The sequence below is a fragment of the Bacteroides sp. An269 genome (assembly GCF_002159755.1).
Classification (GTDB): domain Bacteria; phylum Bacteroidota; class Bacteroidia; order Bacteroidales; family Bacteroidaceae; genus Phocaeicola; species Phocaeicola intestinalis.
Genome location: NZ_NFJG01000009.1, coordinates 1 through 21,053 on the forward strand (window position 1 = coordinate 1; position 21,053 = coordinate 21,053).

Here is a 21,053-nt window from a genome sequence, read left to right on the forward strand (position 1 = left end):
GAAGCTGTTTTGAATTTATCGTGCGATGATTTGGGATGAGTTTTTGAGGCATTTTCGCTTCTGTGATGAGGAAGATAGCGGGCTATCTGACGAAGAACAGGGGCGAAAAGGACCAAAAAATCGCCCAAAGCACACACGAAAAAGGATACATCAAGCCAAGAAAAACTTTTTGAAGAAATTCAAAACAGCTTCTGAATTCAGTTTCTGAATACGGTTGCGTTCTTATAGATTATGTGGTGAAAAAATCAGCGTATGTTGCTATCGAATGAAGATTTGCCCTATTTTTGCACCGTTATTTAGAAGAGATGATATGATGACGATAGACTTTACTTCGATTGCTGCCCTGTTGGCGGATATATGTGTCGTATTCTTTGTGGTTCAAATGAGTGTGATGTGCGGCTTTTACAGCAGGATTCACCGCCATTTCCGGAAAGATGCTGGAACGGATCCCGTAGAATATCCTCCGCTTTCGGTGATTGTCGTGACCAAAGATACGGGCGAGCTGCTGCACGATAGCCTGGCAGCTATTCTGGAACAGGACTATCCGGCATTTGAAGTGATTGTAGTGAACGATTTGTCGGCTGGTGAAGACGAACTGATATTGAAACGTCTGGCAAACATATATCCGAATTTGTATCATACGTTTATTCCAGAAACGGCACGTTATGTGAGCCGGAAGAAACTGGGAGTGGCGATGGGTATACGTGCCAGTCATTACGAATGGGTGGTAGTGACCAGTCCTTATGCCAGACCCGAAAGTAAGGAATGGCTGCGCAGCCTTGCCCGCGAGATGACACCCGAAACCGATATCGTGCTGGGTTACAGCAACTATGTGTACGGGAAAGGAATGTTTGCCTTGCGTGTCAGGACAGATGCTTTTTTCCGTTCGCTGCGTTACCTCGGCATGGCACTTGCCGGGCATCCTTATATGGGACTTGGGCATAATCTGGCATATCGCAAGCGTGCCTATCTGGAACACAAGGGCTTCAGCAGTCATTTGCAGTTGCAGCGTGGTGAAGACGATTTGCTGGTGAATGCCATTGCCGACAGGTATAACACACGGGTAGCACGGGGAAAGGAAAGCATTGTACGTCTGCCATTGCCTGTTTCCCGGAAAAGCTGGAGGGAAGAGATGTTGGGAAGCGTATTGACGGGACGTTTCTACCAGGGTGTGGCACCGTTGCTGAATGCGTTGGAAACGTGGACATGTTTCTTGTTTCACCTGGGATGTGCCGTTGCTTTTGCTGTAGGCCTGGTAAGCGGGCAATGGATATGGGCAGGTATGGCTGCAGGGCTGTGGCTGGTTCGTTTGCTGGCGGTGATGCATATATGGTATCATACAGCGTGGGATTTGGGCGAGAAGTTCGGCGTGTTTTTACCAATCTTCGATGTGCTGCGCCCGTGGTGGAGTCTGGCACACCATATCCGCTTCTGGTTTTGCCGGAAGGATGCTTTTCTCAGGAAATAGTTTTATTTTGAACACAGACCACACAGAATGTGCAGGGAGAGGCACTAGAATGATTAACGGTTGAATAGTTCGAAAGTGAATTTACATCCTACCGAAGTGAATTTGCCTTGCTCATTGCCTATGAAAATGCCGAAATCGAAGATGTGCGTGCCTATGCCGTACCCTAATTCGATATAGGGGTTAAGGTGTGGCATAAAGAGGATGCCCCCATATAGCCGTTCTTTCTGGATGAAGGACAGCAGACTGCCTACCGGATAGAGTAGCAAGAACGGTGTTTCGTAAGTCATATTACCCCGGATGTAATGGCGTGAGGCATTGTACCAGCGTGAATCAAGCATCTGGAAGGTGCCGCCGATATCATCGTTCCAGCCTTGTGGCAGGTTGCGGTTGGCAAAATTGACATAATCTACAAAATACATGTCATCCTGGTTGGTAAAAAAACCTCCTCCTACGTGGTAGGCAATGGTATGCATACCCCGTATCCGGATTTTCTGTTCGGCAGAGAACTCGAAACGTTCGTAGGCTCCAGAGTTGTTCAGTACTTTGATGCCCCGTTCATAGTCGATAAGGAAAGTAGGATAGCGTGAACCTATATTTACTTTGCGGTTGCCGTTGGTATAATAATGGTACATGCATGGGGTCCATTCGATGCGCAGCCGGGGGGCGAAGCTATTGTAGCGTAACCTTACCCGCTGTGCCACTTCGGGAGTGCCGTTGACAGCATGACGCCAATGCATCGATACACCGGTCCATAACGTCAGCCCGTTAATGATTTCGATGTTGTGCGAAACGTTGAGATACACATCCTTGAAGTAATCCAGTTCCAGTCCGTCAAAGCTGAATGTACTGTCGGGCTGAGCCTGAAGCTGGTCGAGCACGATACTGCTGTAGATGCGGTTACCGTTTCCTACACTTACAGAAATGGCTCCGTGTTTTCGGGGATTGTAGACATATTCTCCGTCAAGTTTGGCATAAAATTCTTTTTTCGTGAAGTTATAGCCGATTTGCGGCACCAGATGAAGCAGCCGTCCGTTATGAAACAGTTTGTTGTATTTGAATTCTTGCCGGTAAGAGATTCCGTTACGGTGGCTATAGCTGATTAACAACGGGTTGATAAGCGGCGAACAGGAGATATTTCCTATTTTGTTGATGTCAATGTTATAGCTGCTTATCAAGGCATCGCCCATCTGCCCCAGAAGTACCAGATTTTTGCGGAGTTTGGTAGGAGGAGCTTTCAGTGTATCTTCCGGACTTATTCTACGGCGTTCGTTATAAGCTTGGTAAAGGCTGTCTTCCATATCGCTGAGTGGTAGCGGACGGATACGTGCGAAAGAATCACGGTCGTGCATGAGCCGGGTGGTGTCGCAGGTTAGTGTGTACGAGTCGGTCAGGTTATATCGCTGTTGGTCTTTTGTCAACCATTTGTCGGGCAGGTCCGACTTTTTATGAAATTTTACCTCTTCGTAATTGAGCCAGCCAGTACAATTCATTTCCAGATCGTTGCGCAGGAACTTGAAGCGGATGTCGAGGTTCATCATGTGTGGCAGGTACTTGGTTTCTGGCGTGTCGCCCATATACATGGTGATGTGGAAAGTTATCAGGTCATATTTCCCTTGAAAATCGAGGTAGCGGATGGTCCAGTCACTGGAAGAAATCCAGCACGACCCTTCCAATAGCTGGGTACTGGGATAGCGTGGGATGATACGCAGCTTGTAGATTTTTCCGTTACGGCGGTAGGCGACCGAGTCGAGCAGGTAATTGTAATGGATGCTTGATTCCTTGCTGAGTGGGGAAAGTACTTTGTCTTCCATGATGGAAGGAGCATAGAGGTTGAACTTCAGGAAGTCGGCTATATCGAAGAAACGGCTTTCGCTTCCCGGAAACGTGCTCGATATCGACTGTACCTTCCGGTCGTAGATACTGGGAGCTGTATAGTGAAGCTTGCTGATGGACTCGTGGATGTATGTGTTCACTCCTTTCTCCAAACGGAACATCGAAGGGATGTACTTGATGATACGGTTTCGTTTGTGGATTTTCAGCAGGCCTTTCAAGTATAATTCAGCCTTGTATTCTTCCACTTCAGAGGCATAGAAGTTGGCGGCATTGAATATATGTGTCAGGATGGAATCGGGCACATCAGTCTTGTGAGGTAAAGATTTCTGAAACGAGCCTATCTCTCCCCGTGCCGGACATATTGCCAGTAAGAGCAGGACAATCCAGCATATAAAACCCTGTACAATTTTCATATTTGCCATTCTAAAGGCAAATATATAATAAATCCTCGTGTCACGGAGGCAATTTTTAGGGTTTGAAATAAAGATTTTCATTTTTTCTTACTACCTTTGTGCTCCACAACATCGTTTTATAGCACCTATGGTAAAGAAGGAACTGACAGAAGCCGAGATTGCCGAAAGTATCCCCGATTTATGGCAACCTCTTACAGAGGCGCAACGTGAATATCTTGCGCAGAACTTTACAATTCAAAAATACAAGAAAAATGAGGTTATTTATTGCGAAGGCGAAACTCCGCAGTATATGATGTGTCTGTTGAATGGCAAGGTAAAAATTTATAAGGACGGAGTAGGTGGGCGCAGCCAGATTATCCGGGTTGTGAAGAACAAGGAATATTTTGCCTATCGTGCCTATTTCGCGCATGAAAACTTTGTGACGGCGGCGGCGGCTTTCGAACCTTGTACGATGTGCCTGATTCCGATGGCTGTTATTGAAGAATTGGTGGTCCAAAATGCGGAGTTGGCGATGTATTTCATCCGTCAGCTGTCGAAAGATCTGGGTATTTCAGATGCGCGTACGGTAAACCTGACGCAAAAGCATATCCGTGGACGCCTTGCCGAATCGCTCTTGTTCCTGAAAGATACGTACGGATTGGAGGAAGACCAGTGTACGCTGAGTATTTATCTTTCGCGTGAAGACCTTGCCAATTTGTCGAATATGACGACATCGAATGCTATCCGTACTCTGTCGAACTTTGCCGCCGAGAAACTGATTATCATCGACGGGCGTAAAATCAAGATTGTGGACGAAGAAAAACTGAAGAAAATCAGTAAAATCGGATAACTCTCTCTTTAGGGGCACGATTGCCTCAAAAAACTTTCCCGCCACAGATTACACCGATTCCCATTCCATCGAACCTCCATTCAGACCGGTGTAATCCGTGGCTTTTCTTTTTCCCTGTCCGGTTGGTCCGCGCAGGCATATAGTTTCATTGGGCGCATCAGCCGGAAGCCTTAGGAAAGGCAATCTGTTTTCAGTCTGGTTTTATTATACTGAAACTATAGTTTATTTGTATTGAAACTATAGTTTATATACTTTGAAACTCCAGTTTCAGTGCATTGAAACTGCTGATACTTATAATTCCTTCTGGAAAGCAATGTAGCTGCCTTTCTCACTACGGAGGACACAGGTACACAGATTTAATGTGTCAATGAATAATAGGGCAATGTGCTAATTTATTTTCGCATTAGCATATTGTTTATTGACCTATTCTTCTGTGGCACTCTGTGGTGAATAGTTATGTTTCATTAAAATCATAAATCTATACCGCATATAGTATAAGAAACTTTTTGGAGAAATTCAAAACAGTTTCTCATTTGTGCGCCATAACGAAATCGGTGATAATCTGGTAAAGCCGTTGCAGGTCGGTTTCTTCTCCGCATGCTGTTTCCAATGGGCAATATCCGGTCTGCTGGCGGTTGATGATGTGAGGCACTTCCTGTGCGCAAGACACTTTTACTCCATATTGTTCGAATAACTTTCGTGCGGGGGTGCTTAACACATCGGCATAGACTTCCGTCATTCCGCCCAATATCATCAGGGCGGCGGCTCCCTTGCCGATGACTTTGTCGGCTATGGTAGCACCTTGCATAAAAGCAGGGTCATTATTATATAAGGTATAAAGATCGGCTACGCCACGTTGCGTAAACGTGCGCGTCTCACCACGGTTGGCAATGACGCACGAATAACCTCCTGCATGGAGGAGGGAGATAAGTTGGTTCATCTTTTTAATTTACGATTTTGCGATTTACTATTTACGATTTATGCCAATCAGGAGTTAAGGAGTTAAAAGGAGTTATCACTCCGCTCCGCTTCGTTAGGAGTTAAGCCAATAGTTTTGTTGGTGGAAGCAGGAGTGAAGGTATTGGCTTAACTTCTTAACTTCTTAACTCCTTAACTTCTTAACTCCCTCTAACTCCTGATTCACAATGTTTCCTGCTTCAATTTTTCCACATACTGGTCGATGCGTTGCATTTCGCGTGGGATATCGATGTATTGCGGGCAATGCGGATTGCATTGCTCACACCCGATGCAGTGGGATGCCTGGCGCAACTTCGGCACGCTGCGGTCGTAGCCTATCAGGAAAGCACGGCGGGCACGGGCATAATTGGGATCGAGCTTGCTTTGCGGCATATTGCCCTCGTTTACACATTTGTTGTAGTGGAGCAATACCCCCGGAATGTCGATGCCATAGGGGCAAGGCATGCAGTATTGGCAGTTGTTGCATGGGATGGTGGGGTATTTGAGCATCAGCTCGGCGGTATCGAGCAGGAATTGCTGTTCCTCCTGGGTGAGCGGTACCAGCGGCGAATAGGTGCGGATGTTGTCTTGCAGATGCTCCATGTAGGTCATGCCGCTCAGTACGGTGAGCACCATGGGCGGTGTGCCGGCAAAGCGGAATGCCCACGAAGCGACGCTGTTTTCGGGGTTGCGTGTCTTCAGACGTGCTACGATGTGTTCGGGCACTTTCGACAGGCGTCCTCCCTGCAGGGGTTCCATGATAACCATCGGAATGTTCCGCTTGGAGATTTCGGCATACAGGTAGTCGGCGTTGACGTTTCTGCCCGATGCGTGCTTCCAGTCGGAATAGTTCAGCTGGATTTGGATGAAATCCCAGTGCACCTGCTCGTGGTATGCCAGTATCTTGTCGAACTCTTCCTTGCTTCCGTGAAATGACCAGCCGAGGTGACGGATGCGTCCTGCCTCACGCTCCTTGATTAAGTAATCGAGCAGGCCGTTGTCGATGAAGCGGTTCTGGAAGCTGCGCTTGCCGGTGTTGCCCAGCGAGTGGAGCAGGTAGTAGTCGATGTAGTCCGTCTGGAGCTTCTTCATCGAGTCGTGGTACATTTCTACGCTCGACTTGAAGTCCGTAAGGTCGAAGTTCGACATCTTGGTGGCGATGAAGTATTTTTCTCTCGGGTGTCGTTTCAGGGCGATGCCTGTCGAGGTTTCCGACCAGCCCTGCACATATACGGGTGCAGTATCGAAATAATTCACTCCGTGTTCGATGGCGTAGTCTATCAGGCGGTTCACCTCTTCCTGGTCGATGACGTTTCCGCCTTTCTCGGGTGCGGGGAGCGTAGGCCAGCGCATACATCCGTAGCCCAGAATGGAGACTTGGTCTTTTGAAGGCGGGAAGTTGCGGTAAGTCATCTTGCCTGTTGGCACAGGATTTTGTGCAGATGTCTCGGCTGATTCTTTGGGGGAGCATCCCGTCAGGGCTGCGGCGGTACCGGCGGTGCTGATGCCTACTATTTTCAGGAAATCCCTGCGGTTCATGCGGTTATCTTGTTTGTTCATAATAGCAGTGTAATTTGTTGATGTAATTTTTCACCACAGATTACACGGATTTAAATAATTGATTTAATCTGTGTAATCTGTGGTGTATGTTTTAAATGATTCGGTGGACTTCGTGGCCTTCTACGTAGATGGCGCTGAGCGGGCGTGCCGGACACAGGTTCTCACAAGCTCCACATCCGATGCACTTCTCGGTGTCTATCGCCGGAATCTTGAGAGATTCGGAATCCGACGGGTCGGAAGGAATCATCAGAATAGCTCCTGTGGGGCAATGGCGCGCACAGTTTCCACATGCCTGTTCGTCGGTGAGTGGGATGCAGCGTTCTTTCACCCATACGGCATGGCCTATCTGGATGGCAGACTTTTCGGCTTTATCTATCAGGTGAATGGCACCCGTCGGACAGACTTCCGAACATTTCGTGCATTCGGGGCGGCAATAACCGCGTTCGTAGGATGCGGTAGGTTGCATGAACTTGTCAAGCGAAGAAGAAGGACGGAGCACTTCGTTGGGGCAGACCGATACGCAAAGCTGGCAAGCGGTGCAATGTTGCTGCATATTGCGTGCGCTTTGCGAACCCGGAGGAGTAATCGGAGTCTGACGTTTCGGTGCCTGCTTGTCGATGATGTCAGCAAGCCCGCCGTCCAGTTTGACGATTTCGGCTTTCTTTACAGCCTGTGCCTTGGCTGCGGAGGCAAGGAGCAACAGCGACCCTGCCAGTACCTCACGCCGTCCCTTATTCTTGGGTTGCGAAGTAGATTGTGACGGAGCGGCTTCTTTCTTTCCGTAGGCAAAACGATAGTGGATGGCATCGTGCTTGCATTGCTTCAGGCAGTCGAAGCAAGTCACGCACCGGCTATGGTCTACAGCTGCATTCGGAATATCAATGCAAGCTGCCTTGCAACGGCGTGCGCACAAGTTGCATTTCCTGCATTTCTCTTTATCGATTTCGATGCGGAATAACGAAAATTTAGAGATAACCCCCAACACGGTTCCTACGGGGCAGACGGTATTGCAATACGTACGTCCGTTCCGCCACGCCAATACACCTATTATTATAAAGGTAAGCAGGGCGATGAGGAATGTCGGAAGGCTCTTCAGCCACACCTCGGTTTCATAGAAAGCGTAGCTGTCGGCACGTTCTGCAAAATAGGCCAGCAGGTTGTTTCCCCACTGGTAAACGGGAGCAAACAGGTTGTTGGCGATTCTTCCGTAGGCGCTATAAGGGGCAACCAGTGCGGCAATCGAAGTGAGTCCGCCTGCCATCAACGCCAAGAACACGACCAATACGCTATAACGCAACACGTTTTTCGCTTTCGAATACGTATAAGGAAGTTTTTTCTTCCCTCGTCCTATCCGCGCCACGATGTCTTGAAAGACTCCCAACGGGCAGATAACGGAACAGTAAATGCGTCCGCATACGAAAGTAAGCACTATAAGAAGGAGCACAACGCCGGCATTGAGTGCCAATACAGCCGGCAAGAACTGAATCTTAGCCATCCATCCGAACCATGCATGCAATGTCCCTGTAAAGTCGAGGAACAAAAGCGTGACGATGCAAAAGAATAGGAAAGCTATTACTTGTCTGATTTTTTGCAACATAATGAGTGGTCTTTTGTTATTTCATGTCACAAAATTAGAAGTAAATGTTTTTTATGGTATCAGGCAGATAACAAAACTTTCTTAATACCGATAATTTATATCAGGTCTAAGTTTATTCTTAATTTGTCATGCTAGATTTTGTCACGCTGGATTTGTAATCCAGCGTAATGAAAGGCACAGAGGCACACAGAAAAAAAATAAAATTTGAATATCCGCATTTCACCCAATTGCCTTGTAGGAGCGTATCGCATACGCCCGAATACGTCAACTAATCCACGTGGATGTCTTCAGGGCGTATGCGATACGCCCCTACATGGGATGTTTGCGGATATTCAATAAATAAAAACTCTGTGTGCCTCTGTGGTGAAATATCAGAGCTTGCCGATACGGCGGATGGCTTCCTCGCAATCCTCGCGCTTGCCGAAGGCGGTGAGGCGCAGGTAGCCTTCGCCGCTGGGGCCGAAGCCTACGCCGGGCGTGCTGACGATGTGGGCACGGTAAAGCAGCTCGTCGAAGAACTTCCACGAGGTCATCCCTTCGGGAGCCTGCACCCACAGATAAGGCGCGTTTATGCCTCCGAACACCCGGTAGCCGGCACGGGTCAGGCCTTCGCGCATCGTACGGGCGTTTTCCATATAGTAGGCGATGGTTTCCTTCACCTGTGCCCTGCCTTCGGGCGAATAGACCGCCTCGGCACCACGCTGGGTGATGTAGCTGGTGCCGTTGAACTTGGTGCACTGGCGCCGGTTCCACAAGGGATTGAGCGGGACGCGCTCGTCATCGAGGGTAGCGGCGGTCACTTCCTTGGGCACCACGGTATAGCCGCAACGCACGCCCGTAAAGCCGGCGGTTTTCGAGAAGCTGCGTATCTCGATGGCTACTTTTTTCGCCCCGCGTATCTCGTAGATGGAATGGGGAACATCGTCATCGTGGATGTAAGCCTCGTAGGCGGCATCGAAGATGATGAGCGTATCGTTAGCCAGCGCATAGTCGACCCATTGCTTCAGCTGGTCGCGCGTGAGCGTGGTGCCTGTAGGGTTATTGGGATAGCACAGGTAGATCAGGTCGATGCGGTGGTCGGGGATGGCTGGGACAAAGCCGTTTGCGGCGGTGCAGGGCAGGTAAGTAATGTTGCTCCAGCGTCCGTCTTCGCCCAGCGTACCTGCACGCCCGCACATCACGTTGCTGTCGATATAGGCAGGATAGACCGGATCGGTGATGCCCATACTGTTATCCCAACGCAAGAGTTCGCCGATATTGCCCGTGTCGCTCTTCGCCCCGTCGCTGATGAATACTTCGGAGGGGCTGAGCTGGATGCCGCGCGGCGCGAAGTCGTGCTTGATGATGGTTTCTATCAGGAAATCGTATCCCTGCTCGGGACCGTAGCCGTGGAAGGTCGCAGATGATGCCATTTCGTCCACGGCGCGGTGCATTGCCTCGATGGATGCCTGCGGCAGGGGACGGGTCACGTCGCCGATGCCCAGGCGGATGATTTGTTCACCCGGATGGGTTACTTGATAAGCCTTTACTTTTTTCGCTATATCGGAGAAGAGGTAGCTCCCCTTCAGTTTCAGGAAATGTTCGTTGAGTAATGCCATATTGAGTTCTTGAGTTTTCTCACCACAGATTACACAGATTATTAAAATAAATTCTTCTGTGTTTCTGTGGTTCTGTGTTCAATAAAAATCTGTGTAATCTGTGGTGAAGCAGATTCACACGGTTATCACACCGTCGAATACTTTCTCGGCGGGGCCGGTCATGAAGAGGCGGGTGCCTTCGCCTGCCCAGCGGATGCGGAGCGTGCCCCCGTCCATGATGATGTCCGATTCTCCGGGGCAACGGTGGGTGTATGCCGATGCCACGGCGGTGGCGCACGCTCCGGTGCCGCATGCCATCGTGATGCCCGAACCGCGTTCCCATACACGCATGCGGACACGGCCGGAAGCCAATACCTGCGCGAACTCCACGTTCACACGGTCGGGGAAGAGCGGATGATGTTCCAGTACCGGTCCCACACGAGGCAAATCCACCTGCTCCATATCGTCCACGAAAATCACCAGATGCGGGTTGCCCATCGATACGGCAATGCCTTCGCGATAAGGATACCCCTCGCCCAATTCGACGGGATGAATATCCGCCGGGATGCCCATATCCACCGTCACGGCGTCCACCTTGCCGTCTTCCACATGCAGGCGGAGGGTCTTGATGCCCGAAAGCGTGTCGAGAGTCACTTCGGTCTTACGGGTCAGACCGTACTCGTACACATACTTTCCGATGCAGCGGCTGGCGTTGCCGCACATCTTGGCTTCCGAACCGTCGGCGTTGAAGATGCGCATGCTGAAATCCGCCTTGCCGGACGAGCCTATCAGCACCAGCCCGTCGCTTCCGATGCCCGTATGGGGGCGGCTCCACGCCACCGCCAGCTCTTCGGGATTCGGCAGGGGATATATCAGGGTGTTGACGTAGATGTAGTCGTTGCCTGCCCCTTGCATTTTGGTAAATTCTATCTTCATCAGTTAATAATTAATAGTTAATAATTAATAATGCCAATCAGGAGTTAAAAGGGAGTTATCACTCCGCTACGCTCCGTTAGGAGTTAAGCCAATAGTTTTGTTGGTGGAAGCATTAGTAAAAGTATTGACTTAACTCCTTAACTTCTTAACTCCTTAATTCCTGTGAAACTTTGGCGTATGCCTCCTCGTGCACCCCTGCTACAGCGCGTCCGCTCGGCTCGTTCATGTTCTTGAAAGCCTCGTCCCAAGCAAGCGCCTCGGCGGTGGAGCAAGCCACGCTGGGCACGCTGGGCACGCTTCGGGCGGCGCTCTCGCTGGGGAAATACTCTTCGAAGATGCTGCGGTAATAATACTCTTCCTTGTTCATCGGGGTGTTGACGGGGAAACGCTCGGCGGCATGTGCCATCTGTTCGTCACTCACGGCTTGCGAAGTGACGGCTTTCAGCGTATCTATCCAGCTGTAGCCCACCCCGTCGCTGAACTGCTCTTTCTGGCGCCATGCCACTCCTGCCGGGAGCATATCCTGAAATGCCTCGCGCACGATTTTCTTTTCGATGGTCTTTCCGGGACACATCTTGGCGGCAGGGTTGAGCCGCATCGCCACGTCGAGGAACTCCTTGTCGAGGAAAGGCACGCGCCCTTCCACGCCCCATGCCGCAAGCGACTTGTTGGCACGCAGGCAATCGTAAAGGTAGAGCTTGGAGAGCTTGCGGAGGGTTTCTTCGTGGAACGCACGCGCATCGGGCGCCTTGTGGAAGTAAAGGTATCCGCCGAACACTTCATCGGCTCCTTCGCCGCTCAGCACCATCTTGATGCCCATGCTCTTGATGACGCGTGCCAGAAGATACATCGGCGTAGAGGCGCGCACGGTGGTTACGTCGTAGGTCTCGATGAAATAAATCACATCGCGCACGGCGTCCAGCCCCTCCTGAATGGTGTAGTTGATTTCGTGGTGCACGGTGCCGATGTGGTCTGCCACCTCGCGTGCCTTCGCCAGGTCGGGCGCACCTTTCAGCCCCACGGCGAACGAGTGCAGCTGAGGCCACCATGCCTCCTGTTTCCCGTTGCTTTCCACACGGCGGGAAGCGTATTTCTTGGCAACGGCGGAAATGACCGAGCTGTCCAGCCCTCCCGAAAGCAGCACACCGTAGGGCACGTCGCTCATCAGCTGGCGGCGTACGGCGGCTTCGAGTGCCTCACGCAGTTCTTCCACGGATGCCGGATTATCCTTTACGGCATCGTACGACATCCAGTCGCGGGTGTACCAACGGGTCATCTTTCCCTCCTTGCTATCGTAATAGTGTCCGGGCAGGAAAGGTTCGTAGCGGTCGCAAAAACCTTCGAGTGCCTTCAGTTCGCTGGCACAATACATCTTGCCGTCGGCATCATAGCCGATGTAAAGGGGGATGACGCCGATGGGGTCACGGGCAATAAGGAAGGTGTCCTGCTCTTCGTCGTAGAGGGCGAAGGCGAAAATGCCGTTCAGTTCGTCCAGAAAATGGATGCCCTTGTCGCGGTAGAGGGCAAGAATCACCTCGCAATCACTTCCCGTCTGGAACTGGTACTTGCCCGCATACCGCTTGCGGATGTCCAGGTGGTTATAGATTTCGCCGTTTACGGCAAGTATTTGTTTATGGTCGGGCGAGAAAAGGGGTTGCTTTCCGCTTTGGGGGTCGACAATGGACAAACGCTCGTGGGCAAGGATAGCGGTCCGCCCGCAATAGATTCCGCTCCAGTCGGGTCCGCGGTGACGTATTTTCTTTGCCATGGCAAGTGCCTTGTCGCGGAGCGGTTTGGTTTGTTCCTTGATATTGAATATGCTGACTATTCCACACATAAGTTTGTGAGTTTTTAAGTTTGTGAGTTTTTGGGGGTTGAGGTTGAAACGCAGATTTTCGCAGATTAACACAGATTGAGAATTAATTGTTTCTCCTGTGTTTTCTGTATCCTAAAAGTAATCTGCGAGAATCTGCGTTAATCTGCGTTTCAATGCATCCTTAATTTTTAGGTGAAAGAAACCGGTCGATGCTTTCGGCGGCTTTCCGTCCTCCGGCGATGCATTTCACTACGAGGCTGGCGCCGGTAGCGGCATCCCCTGCCAGGAAAGCATTCGGGGGAAGCTGGGGAGCTTCCGGCTTCAGGAATCCCATGGCGAGCAATACCAAGTCTGCCTTGATGACTTCCTTCTTGCCGGTGGGTTTCATTACAGGGCGTCCTCCGCCTTCCGCAGGCACCCATTCCACTTCTTCCACTTCCACACCACACACGTGCCCGTTTTTCCCGATGAATTTAGTGGACGACAAACTCCAGCGGCGTGTGCATCCTTCTTCGTGGCTGCTGCTGGTTTTCAGCACTACGGGCCATTGGGGCCAAGGCGTGGCTGGATTATCTCCTACGGGCGGCTTGGGCATAATCTCGATTTGTGTCACGCTTGCTGCTCCTTGGCGGTTGCTTGTGCCGATGCAATCACTTCCGGTATCGCCTCCGCCTATCACCAGCACGTGTTTGCCTCGGGCATCGATGCGCTCTTCTTTCGTGAAGGTCTGTCCGGCAAGTACCCGGTTTTGTTGTGCCAGCATCTCCATTGCGAAATGGATGCCTTTCAGGTCTCGTCCGGGGATGGCGAGGTCGCGTGCCTGGGGCGTGCCGGTGCATACGCAATAAGCGTCGAAGCCTTCGGGCAGCTTCTGCACGGTGATTTCAGTATTGGGCTTGAACGTCACCCCTTCTGCTTCCATCAGCCTGATGCGCCGGTCGATGATGTTCTTTCCCAGTTTGAAGTTGGGGATGCCGAAGCGTAGCAATCCGCCGATGTATTCCAACTTCTCGAATACGGTTACTTCATATCCTTTCTTGTTCAGCTGGTTGGCAGCGGCAAGCCCGGCAGGTCCCGACCCGATAACCGCCACTTTCTTCCCGTTGCGCGGATAGTGTTTCGGCTTGATGTAGCCTTCGCGGAACGCCGCTTCGATGATGGCGGCTTCATCTTCGCGGATGGTGACCGGCGCATGAATACTCAGTTGCAGCACGCAGCTCTTCTCGCACAAGGCGGGGCAGATGCGTCCGGTAAACTCCGGAAAGTCATTGGTGCGGCTCAGTATCTGGAAGGCTTCTTCCCACTTGCCTTTATACATTGCGTCCTGAAATTCGGGCGGACGGTTGCCCAGCGGGCATGCCCAATGGCAGAAGGGTACGCCGCAATCCATACAGCGCGAGGCTTGCAATTTGCGGTCGCTGGTATTGAGTGTCTGTTCTACTTCACTGAAGTCAGTAATCCGTTCGTGTATCGGCCGGTAGCCGGCTTCCTGACGGGGTATGGTTAAGAATGCTTTAGGATTTCCCATAATATATTAAATGAAGAATTAAGAATGAGGAATGAAGAATCAGGAACGAGGAATGAAGAGTGACATCTACCCATTCTTCATTCTTAATTCTTCATTCTTAATTTATATTTAGTAGTCTCTTTGCACTTCGGCAATCTTTTGCTGGAGTTTGCGCATCTGCTCTTCGGCAAGCACCTTCTTGTATTCAATCGGCGTCACCTGAATGAACTCGTCTACGTAACGGCTCCAGTTGTCGAGCATGGTGCGTGCCAATTGCGACCCCGTGTAGAGGTAATGCTGGCGTACCAGTTCGTGCAGTTCCTTGCGGGCGGTGGAGTCTTCCAGCAAGGAAAGTTCCACCATTTCCATGTTGCAGAAATAGTCGAAGTTGTGGTTCTTGTCCCACACGTAAGCCACGCCTCCGCTCATACCGGCGGCAAAGTTACGTCCGGTTTCTCCCAATACGACCACCCGACCGCCGGTCATGTATTCGCAACAATGGTCGCCTACGCCTTCTACTACGGCTATGGCACCCGAATTGCGCACCGCAAACCGCTCTCCGGCACGTCCGTTAATATACACTTCGCCGCTTGTAGCACCATAGAGCAGGGTATTGCCCACGATGGTATTCTTCTCGGCATCGAAATTGCTCCGTACAGGAGGCTGTACTGAAATGTGGCCTCCGCTCAAGCCCTTGCCCAAATAATCGTTGGCTTCCCCTTCCAGCTTGAAGCTGATGCCGTGGGTCAGGAAAGCGCCGAAACTCTGTCCTGCCGAGCCTTTGAACTTCACGTTGATGGTCTGGTCGGGCAAGCCTGCCTCACCATACTTCAACGCTACGGCTCCCGAGAGCATCGTGCCTACTGCACGGTCGGTATTGGCAATGGCATATTCCAGCGATACTTCTTTCTTGCTCTCCAACGCCTCACGGGCAGCGGCAAGCATCGCTACGTCTTTCACGTTGTCGATGTCGTGCTTTTGCATAGTGACGTTGTGCAGTGCCGACCCGTTGTTCACCTGATACAGGATGCGGCCGAAGTCGAGCAGGGCTGCCTTGCTTCCCATTTGGCGGGGCTTGATTTCGATGAGGTCGGTACGTCCTACAATGTCATCGAGGTGCTTGAAGCCCATTTCGGCAAGATACTCGCGCACCTCCTGTGCCAGGAAGCGGAAGAAATTGACTACATATTCGTATTTCCCGCGGAAATGGTCGCGTAACTCCGGATTCTGGGTAGCTACGCCCACCGGGCACGTGTTGGCATGGCACTTGCGCATCATTACACATCCCAAGACTATCAGTGCCGCCGTACCGAAACCGAACTCTTCGGCTCCCAGCAATGCCATGCTGATAACATCCCGTCCGGTCTTCAGTTGTCCGTCGGTCTGCAGGCGTACCTGTCCGCGCAAACCGTTCAGCACCAGTGTCTGCTGAGTCTCGCTCAACCCTATTTCGGGCGGGATGCCCGCATAGCGCATTGATGAGGCGGGCGAAGCCCCTGTGCCTCCTTCGGCTCCCGAAATCACAATCAGGTCGGCTTTCGCCTTCGCTACGCCGGCGGCTATGGTCCCGATGCCGCTCTCTGCCACCAGTTTCACGCTGATTTGGGCTTTCGGATTCACGTTCTTCAAGTCAAAGATGAGCTGAGCCAAATCCTCGATGGAGTAGATATCGTGATGGGGCGGAGGTGAAATCAATGAGATGCCCGGAATGGAATGGCGCGTACGGGCGATGACCTCGTTCACCTTGAAGCCCGGAAGCTGTCCGCCTTCACCGGGCTTGGCTCCCTGCGCCACCTTGATTTGTATCTCTTCGGCATTCACCAGGTATTCGGCGGTCACTCCAAAACGTCCCGATGCCACCTGCTTGGTCTTGCTACAGAGCGAGATGCCGTCGAACGTGTCGTGAAAGCGGTCCGAATCCTCGCCTCCCTCGCCCGTATTGCTCCGTGTGCCCAGCTTGTTCATCGCAAGCGTCATTGCCTCGTGGGCTTCCTTGCTGATGGCGCCGAACGACATGGCTCCCGTCACGAAATGTTTCACTATATCCTCTACCGGCTCCACTTCTTCTACCGGAATGGGGTTGCGCTTGAAGGAGAAGAAGTCGCGCAAGAAAATGGGATGCTCTTTCTCGTCCGCCTTGCGGGTGTATTCCTTGAACTTGGCATAGCTTCCCGTGCGTGTGGCGAGCTGAAGGGCACTGATGGTTTCAGGGTTCCAGGCATGTTTCTCTCCGTCTTTCCGGTAAGAGAACTGTCCGATATGCGGCAATAAAGGCTCTACTTCATCCGGCATGAACCCGTTGTCGTGGAACGTGATATAGTCTTTGGCTATCTCTTCCAGCCGGATGCCTCCCACCGAAGACGTTCCGGTGCCGAAATAAGCCTTCAGCAATTCTTCACTCAGCCCGACGGCTTCGAATATCTTGGCGCCGCGGTACGAACGGATGGTACTGATGCCCATCTTGCTCATCACCTTATACAATCCCTTGCAAATAGCCTTGATGTAGTTCTTTTCCGCGGTTTCATAGTTCATTTGGATTTCGTTGCGTTTCACCAGTTCGTCCAATACCGCAAATGCCATGTACGGATTGAAGGCACTTGCCCCGTATCCCAGAAGCAGGGCGGCATGCATCACCTCGCGCACCTCTCCGCTTTCTACAATCAGCGCGGTCTGTACACGTTTCTGCACGCTGATGAGGTGATGGTGCACGGCACTTACGGCAAGCAGGGACGGGATGGCGGCGTGTTCCGTATCGATGCCTCTATCCGACAGGATGATATAGTTTACGCCATCATCTACCGATTGTTCGGCTTTCTTGCACAACTGGGTCAGGGCTTCCTGCAATCCTGCCTTCCCTTTGCTGACTTCGAAGAGCGCAGGAAGCTTCACGGTATTGAAGCCCTTATAGCGGATGTTGCAGAGAATGTCCAGTTCGGTATTGGTAAGGATGGGATGCGGAAGGCGCACCATCTTGCAATGGCTTTCGCTGGGCAAGAGGATGTTGGTGCCCACCGCCCCGATGTATTCGGTGAGCGACATCACCAGTTCCTCGCGTATCGGGTCGATAGCAGGGTTGGTCACTTGTGCGAACTGCTGGCGGAAATAGTTGAATAGCAACTGAGGCATGTCGCTCAGCACCGCCAGCGGGGTATCGTTTCCCATGGATGCCGTAGGTTCGGCACCGTTGGTGCACATCGGTGTCAGCGTGCGTTCGATGTCCTCGCGCGTGAAACCGAAGGCACGGAGCTTACGCTCGAAATCGGGCACGGTATTTTCCACCTTCCGCCCGCTCTTCAGGGTGTTCAGCTCGATGCGGTTGGCAGAAAGCCATTGGCGGTACGGGCGTGCCGATGCAAGCTGTTCTTTCAATTCCCCGTCGTAATAGATTTTGCCTTCCTGGGTATCGATAAGCAATATCTTTCCCGGCTGGAGGCGTCCTTTTTCCTTGATGGTCTCCGGCTCAAAGCTGATGACACCAGCCTCGCTTGCCACCACCATCATGTCATTTTTCGTAATGAGGTAGCGTGCCGGACGCAAGCCGTTACGGTCCAACATACCTCCGGCATACCTTCCGTCGCTGAAAAGCAGGGCGGCAGGTCCGTCCCACGGTTCCATCAGGATGGAATGGTATTCGTAGAATGCCTTCAGGTCTTCGCTGATAGGATTCTTGTCGTTGAACGATTCGGGCACCAGCATCGCCATGGCATGAGGCAGGCTCAAGCCCGACATCACGAAAAACTCCAATACATTGTCCAGCGAGGCGCTATCGCTCATGCCCGGCTGGATGATGGGACGGATATCCTTTACATTGCCCAGAGTAGGCGTAGAAAGCACACTTTCCCGGGCTTCCATCCATGCACGGTTTCCCCGGATGGTATTGATTTCGCCGTTATGCGCCAAGAGGCGGAAAGGCTGGGCAAGGCTCCACGTGGGGAAGGTGTTGGTGCTGAAGCGGGAATGCACGATGGCAAGCCCGCTGGTGAAGTAAGGTTGTGTCAGGTCCTGGAAATACTCGCGTACTTGCACCGACGAGAGCATACCTTTATAAATAATGTTCTTGCTGGACAATGACACTATGTAGAAGTCTTTGTGTTGTATCCGCTTCTCGATTTTCTTGCGTATGATATACAAGGTACGTTCCAGGTTTTCCACGTCCGTGGCACCGGTGATGAACACTTGCTTGATAGCCGGCTCCGTCTCCTGTGCGCTTTGCCCCAGGATGGAAGAGTTGACCGGTACGCTCCGCAGGTGCATCAGGGTAAGCCCTTCACGCTCTATTTCCTCTATCATGATGCTCAGGATGCGTGCCTGTTCCTGCTCGTCCTTGGGCAGGAAGACCAACCCTGTGCCGTACTTTCCTTTTTCAGGCACCGGTATGCCTTGCAACAAGATAAACTCATGAGGAATCTGTACCATGATGCCGGCACCGTCTCCGGTCTTGTTGTCGGCACCTTCCGCCCCGCGGTGTTTCATATTCTCCAGCACTTTCAGTGCCGAGTCCACCAGTTCGTGCGACTTGTTGCCATGAATGTCTACAATCATTCCCACACCGCAAGCATCGTGCTCGTATGCAGCATCGTATAATCCCGTTTGTTGTACGTCTGTAGCTGCGCTGCTCTCCATTCTGATAAAAGTTTCCTCTTTCATTGGTGTTTGCTTTCTTTTTACTACTGTTTAGTCGTTTGTATCTATCTCTTTGCTCGCAAAGATACAGATACTACGTTCATCGTGTACACCTACAGACCGTTTTTGTTTCAAGAAATATCAAGTGCCCGCCGCTGTACTTTCAATCTGCTCAAATAACCCTTGCCAATCAAACATATCATAAGCAAAACAAATTGTTTTAATTACAATATAAAAGAATAAGGCTTTTTATAGCTCAACATTCCATCGGCTTCTATTGCCACAGACATACTGTCAATAAGACAGTCCACATGACTGCATTGCTTGTAAGATTATTAATCTTCAAGCCGAAAGATTATTAATCTTCACGCTGTAAGATTAATAATCTTACAAACGATGCAGCATATGGCGGAGAGATACAGATACACCGGCACTACTTATCCACCGAGATCATCCCCTAATCGTCTATGCATTCTGATGCAATCAGAGGGAGAAAGACACATATCCGTTGGATTTTGCTTTTTTTAGCAGATAAATTCACCGTTAACGTTACCAGCGACTGAAAATTTATAGTATTTTTGCCTCGTATTGCAAAGTACAGATTACAAATATGCCAAGTAACATTAAACATCTAGGTATTGTGGAAAGCATCAACGGAACTCGCCTGAAGGTGAGAATCGAACAAACATCAGCTTGCGCGGCATGTAGCGTCAAGCAACATTGCCACGTGCCTGAATCAAAAGAAAAGATAATCGATGTGTGTAACCCACAAGGAGTGGTGTGTGCCGTCGGACAAAAGGTATTGATTTCGGGCACCACCGCGATGGGCATGAAAGCCGTCCTGCTGGCTTTTGTCTTTCCTTTTTTGGTTTTACTCTTGGCACTTGCTTCCGTCCTTCACCTTACGCACAATGAGTTGGTTTCCGCCCTTGCCACACTAGGTGCACTGGTTCCTTATTACCTTATTATATATATATGCCGTAAGCGACTGAACCGTTCGTTTATCTTCCGGCTGGAAAATGTAGTCTAATCAAATAAACTAACTTTATACGTATGAATATGATTTTAATTGCGGTCGTTTCATTGGGAGCCATCGGACTGGTATCTGCCATCGTCTTGTATGTGGCTTCGAAGAAATTTGCCGTGTACGAAGATCCACGTATTGCCCAGGTAGCCGAAGTGCTTCCACAGGCAAATTGCGGTGGATGCGGATTTCCGGGATGTTCGGGCTTTGCCGCAGCATGTGTCAAGGCAGGCTCGCTCGAAGGGAAACTCTGTCCCGTAGGTGGACAACCCACGATGGAGAAGGTAGCTGCCATCTTGGGGCTGAAGGCAGAAGCCTCCGAGCCTAAAGTGGCTGTAGTAAGATGCAACGGCACATGCGACAATCGTCCCCGGCTCACGCAATACGACGGTGTGCGCTCGTGCGTAGTGGCAAACGCCACCGGAGGTGGAGAAACGGGATGTTTCTTCGGATGCCTGGGTTATGGTGATTGCGCCAATGCCTGCCAGTTCGGGGCCATCCGCATCAATCCTCAAACTGGACTGCCCGAAGTGGACGAGACAAAATGTACCGCGTGTGGAGCCTGTGCGAAAGCCTGCCCACGAAACATCATCGAAATCCGCCCACGTGGAAAGAACAACCGCCGTGTGTATGTGCAATGCGTCAACAAAGACAAAGGTGCCCTTGCCCGTAAGGTGTGCGATGCCGCCTGCATCGGATGTGGCAAATGCGTGAAAACTTGTCCATTCGAAGCCATTACACTCGAAAACAACCTTGCCTACATCGACCCTGCCAAATGCAAGGCGTGCCGCAAGTGCGAAATGGAATGTCCGCAAGGAGCCATCGTGGCGGTCAACTTCCCTCCCCGTAAGCAACGGGAAACCGTTTCAGCCGAAATAGAACAACCCGAAGTAAAACCTTAAAAACAACAGAT

15 protein-coding genes are annotated in these 21,053 nt (G+C 51.1%); 5 read left to right on the forward strand and 10 right to left on the reverse strand.

All coding sequences use genetic code 11. From position 1 onward, the window contains the following. Window positions 1-25: 25 nt before the first annotated feature. Complete coding sequence (locus B5F71_RS20100) at window positions 26-208, forward strand: hypothetical protein (RefSeq protein WP_158098029.1); 183 nt, start codon at window positions 26-28, stop codon at window positions 206-208. A 102-nt stretch (window positions 209-310) separates the two neighbouring features. Next, window positions 311-1,468, forward strand: coding sequence for a glycosyltransferase (locus tag B5F71_RS03485; RefSeq protein WP_087207774.1), 1,158 nt, complete (start codon window positions 311-313; stop codon window positions 1,466-1,468). A 53-nt stretch (window positions 1,469-1,521) separates the two neighbouring features. Here B5F71_RS03485 and B5F71_RS03490 read toward each other — a convergent pair whose 3' ends face one another. Continuing rightward, window positions 1,522-3,723: a DUF5686 family protein gene (locus tag B5F71_RS03490; RefSeq protein WP_087207776.1), complete on the reverse strand. Its 2,202-nt coding sequence runs from the start codon at window positions 3,721-3,723 to the stop codon at window positions 1,522-1,524. 118 nt (window positions 3,724-3,841) lie between these two features. Here B5F71_RS03490 and B5F71_RS03495 point away from each other — a divergent pair, with 118 nt between their 5' ends. Then, a complete protein-coding gene (locus B5F71_RS03495; protein WP_087207713.1) occupies window positions 3,842-4,543 on the forward strand; it encodes a Crp/Fnr family transcriptional regulator in 702 nt (233 codons plus the stop codon). Between the two features lie 48 nt (window positions 4,544-4,591). On the opposite strand, the gene B5F71_RS21150 is transcribed toward B5F71_RS03495, so the two are convergent. The 9 genes from B5F71_RS21150 to gltB all read right to left on the reverse strand — a co-directional run bounded on the left by B5F71_RS21150 (window position 4,592) and on the right by gltB (window position 19,140). Next, the gene (locus B5F71_RS21150; RefSeq protein ID WP_262483240.1) at window positions 4,592-4,726 is read right to left on the reverse strand and encodes a hypothetical protein; all 135 of its coding nucleotides are present in this window, start codon (window positions 4,724-4,726) and stop codon (window positions 4,592-4,594) included. A 346-nt stretch (window positions 4,727-5,072) separates the two neighbouring features. After that, on the reverse strand, window positions 5,073-5,483 hold the full coding sequence (locus tag B5F71_RS03500) for a DUF1893 domain-containing protein (RefSeq protein ID WP_087207715.1): 411 nt from the start codon (window positions 5,481-5,483) through the stop codon (window positions 5,073-5,075). Window positions 5,484-5,683: 200 nt separating this feature from the next. Continuing rightward, window positions 5,684-7,060, reverse strand: coding sequence for an aldo/keto reductase (locus B5F71_RS03505; protein ID WP_087207717.1), 1,377 nt, complete (start codon window positions 7,058-7,060; stop codon window positions 5,684-5,686). A 91-nt stretch (window positions 7,061-7,151) separates the two neighbouring features. Next, complete coding sequence (locus B5F71_RS03510; RefSeq protein ID WP_087207719.1) at window positions 7,152-8,657, reverse strand: 4Fe-4S binding protein; 1,506 nt, start codon at window positions 8,655-8,657, stop codon at window positions 7,152-7,154. A gap of 371 nt (window positions 8,658-9,028) precedes the next feature. Continuing rightward, a complete protein-coding gene (locus B5F71_RS03515) occupies window positions 9,029-10,255 on the reverse strand; it encodes an LL-diaminopimelate aminotransferase (RefSeq protein WP_087207720.1) in 1,227 nt (408 codons plus the stop codon). A gap of 114 nt (window positions 10,256-10,369) precedes the next feature. After that, a complete protein-coding gene (gene dapF, locus B5F71_RS03520) occupies window positions 10,370-11,170 on the reverse strand; it encodes a diaminopimelate epimerase (RefSeq protein ID WP_087207722.1) in 801 nt (266 codons plus the stop codon). A gap of 145 nt (window positions 11,171-11,315) precedes the next feature. Further along, window positions 11,316-13,007, reverse strand: coding sequence for an asparagine synthase B (asnB, locus tag B5F71_RS03525; RefSeq protein ID WP_087207724.1), 1,692 nt, complete (start codon window positions 13,005-13,007; stop codon window positions 11,316-11,318). Window positions 13,008-13,167: 160 nt separating this feature from the next. Further along, complete coding sequence (locus B5F71_RS03530) at window positions 13,168-14,514, reverse strand: glutamate synthase subunit beta (protein WP_087207726.1); 1,347 nt, start codon at window positions 14,512-14,514, stop codon at window positions 13,168-13,170. 108 nt (window positions 14,515-14,622) lie between these two features. Then, window positions 14,623-19,140: a glutamate synthase large subunit gene (gene gltB / locus B5F71_RS03535; RefSeq protein WP_087207728.1), complete on the reverse strand. Its 4,518-nt coding sequence runs from the start codon at window positions 19,138-19,140 to the stop codon at window positions 14,623-14,625. Between the two features lie 586 nt (window positions 19,141-19,726). Here gltB and B5F71_RS03540 point away from each other — a divergent pair. Both B5F71_RS03540 and B5F71_RS03545 read left to right on the forward strand, forming a co-directional pair. Then, window positions 19,727-20,146, forward strand: coding sequence for a SoxR reducing system RseC family protein (locus tag B5F71_RS03540; RefSeq protein WP_087207730.1), 420 nt, complete (start codon window positions 19,727-19,729; stop codon window positions 20,144-20,146). Between the two features lie 23 nt (window positions 20,147-20,169). Beyond that, a complete protein-coding gene (locus tag B5F71_RS03545) occupies window positions 20,170-21,042 on the forward strand; it encodes a Fe-S cluster domain-containing protein (RefSeq protein ID WP_022041065.1) in 873 nt (290 codons plus the stop codon). Window positions 21,043-21,053: the final 11 nt, after the last annotated feature.

Bases quoted from the DNA above. Each gene is read 5' to 3' on its own strand.
- gltB (WP_087207728.1), bottom strand. From the start codon at position 19,140: ATGAAAGAGGAAACTTTTATCAGAATGGAGAGCAGCGCAGCTACAGAC.
- dapF (WP_087207722.1), bottom strand. From the start codon at position 11,170: ATGAAGATAGAATTTACCAAAATGCAAGGGGCAGGCAACGACTACATC.
- B5F71_RS03545 (WP_022041065.1), top strand. From the start codon at position 20,170: ATGAATATGATTTTAATTGCGGTCGTTTCATTGGGAGCCATCGGACTG.
- B5F71_RS20100 (WP_158098029.1), top strand. From the start codon at position 26: ATGATTTGGGATGAGTTTTTGAGGCATTTTCGCTTCTGTGATGAGGAA.
- B5F71_RS03510 (WP_087207719.1), bottom strand. From the start codon at position 8,657: ATGTTGCAAAAAATCAGACAAGTAATAGCTTTCCTATTCTTTTGCATC.
- B5F71_RS03530 (WP_087207726.1), bottom strand. From the start codon at position 14,514: ATGGGAAATCCTAAAGCATTCTTAACCATACCCCGTCAGGAAGCCGGC.
- B5F71_RS03515 (WP_087207720.1), bottom strand. From the start codon at position 10,255: ATGGCATTACTCAACGAACATTTCCTGAAACTGAAGGGGAGCTACCTC.
- B5F71_RS03485 (WP_087207774.1), top strand. From the start codon at position 311: ATGATGACGATAGACTTTACTTCGATTGCTGCCCTGTTGGCGGATATA.
- B5F71_RS03490 (WP_087207776.1), bottom strand. From the start codon at position 3,723: ATGGCAAATATGAAAATTGTACAGGGTTTTATATGCTGGATTGTCCTG.
- B5F71_RS03540 (WP_087207730.1), top strand. From the start codon at position 19,727: ATGCCAAGTAACATTAAACATCTAGGTATTGTGGAAAGCATCAACGGA.
- B5F71_RS03495 (WP_087207713.1), top strand. From the start codon at position 3,842: ATGGTAAAGAAGGAACTGACAGAAGCCGAGATTGCCGAAAGTATCCCC.
- B5F71_RS03505 (WP_087207717.1), bottom strand. From the start codon at position 7,060: ATGAACAAACAAGATAACCGCATGAACCGCAGGGATTTCCTGAAAATA.
- B5F71_RS03500 (WP_087207715.1), bottom strand. From the start codon at position 5,483: ATGAACCAACTTATCTCCCTCCTCCATGCAGGAGGTTATTCGTGCGTC.
- asnB (WP_087207724.1), bottom strand. From the start codon at position 13,007: ATGTGTGGAATAGTCAGCATATTCAATATCAAGGAACAAACCAAACCG.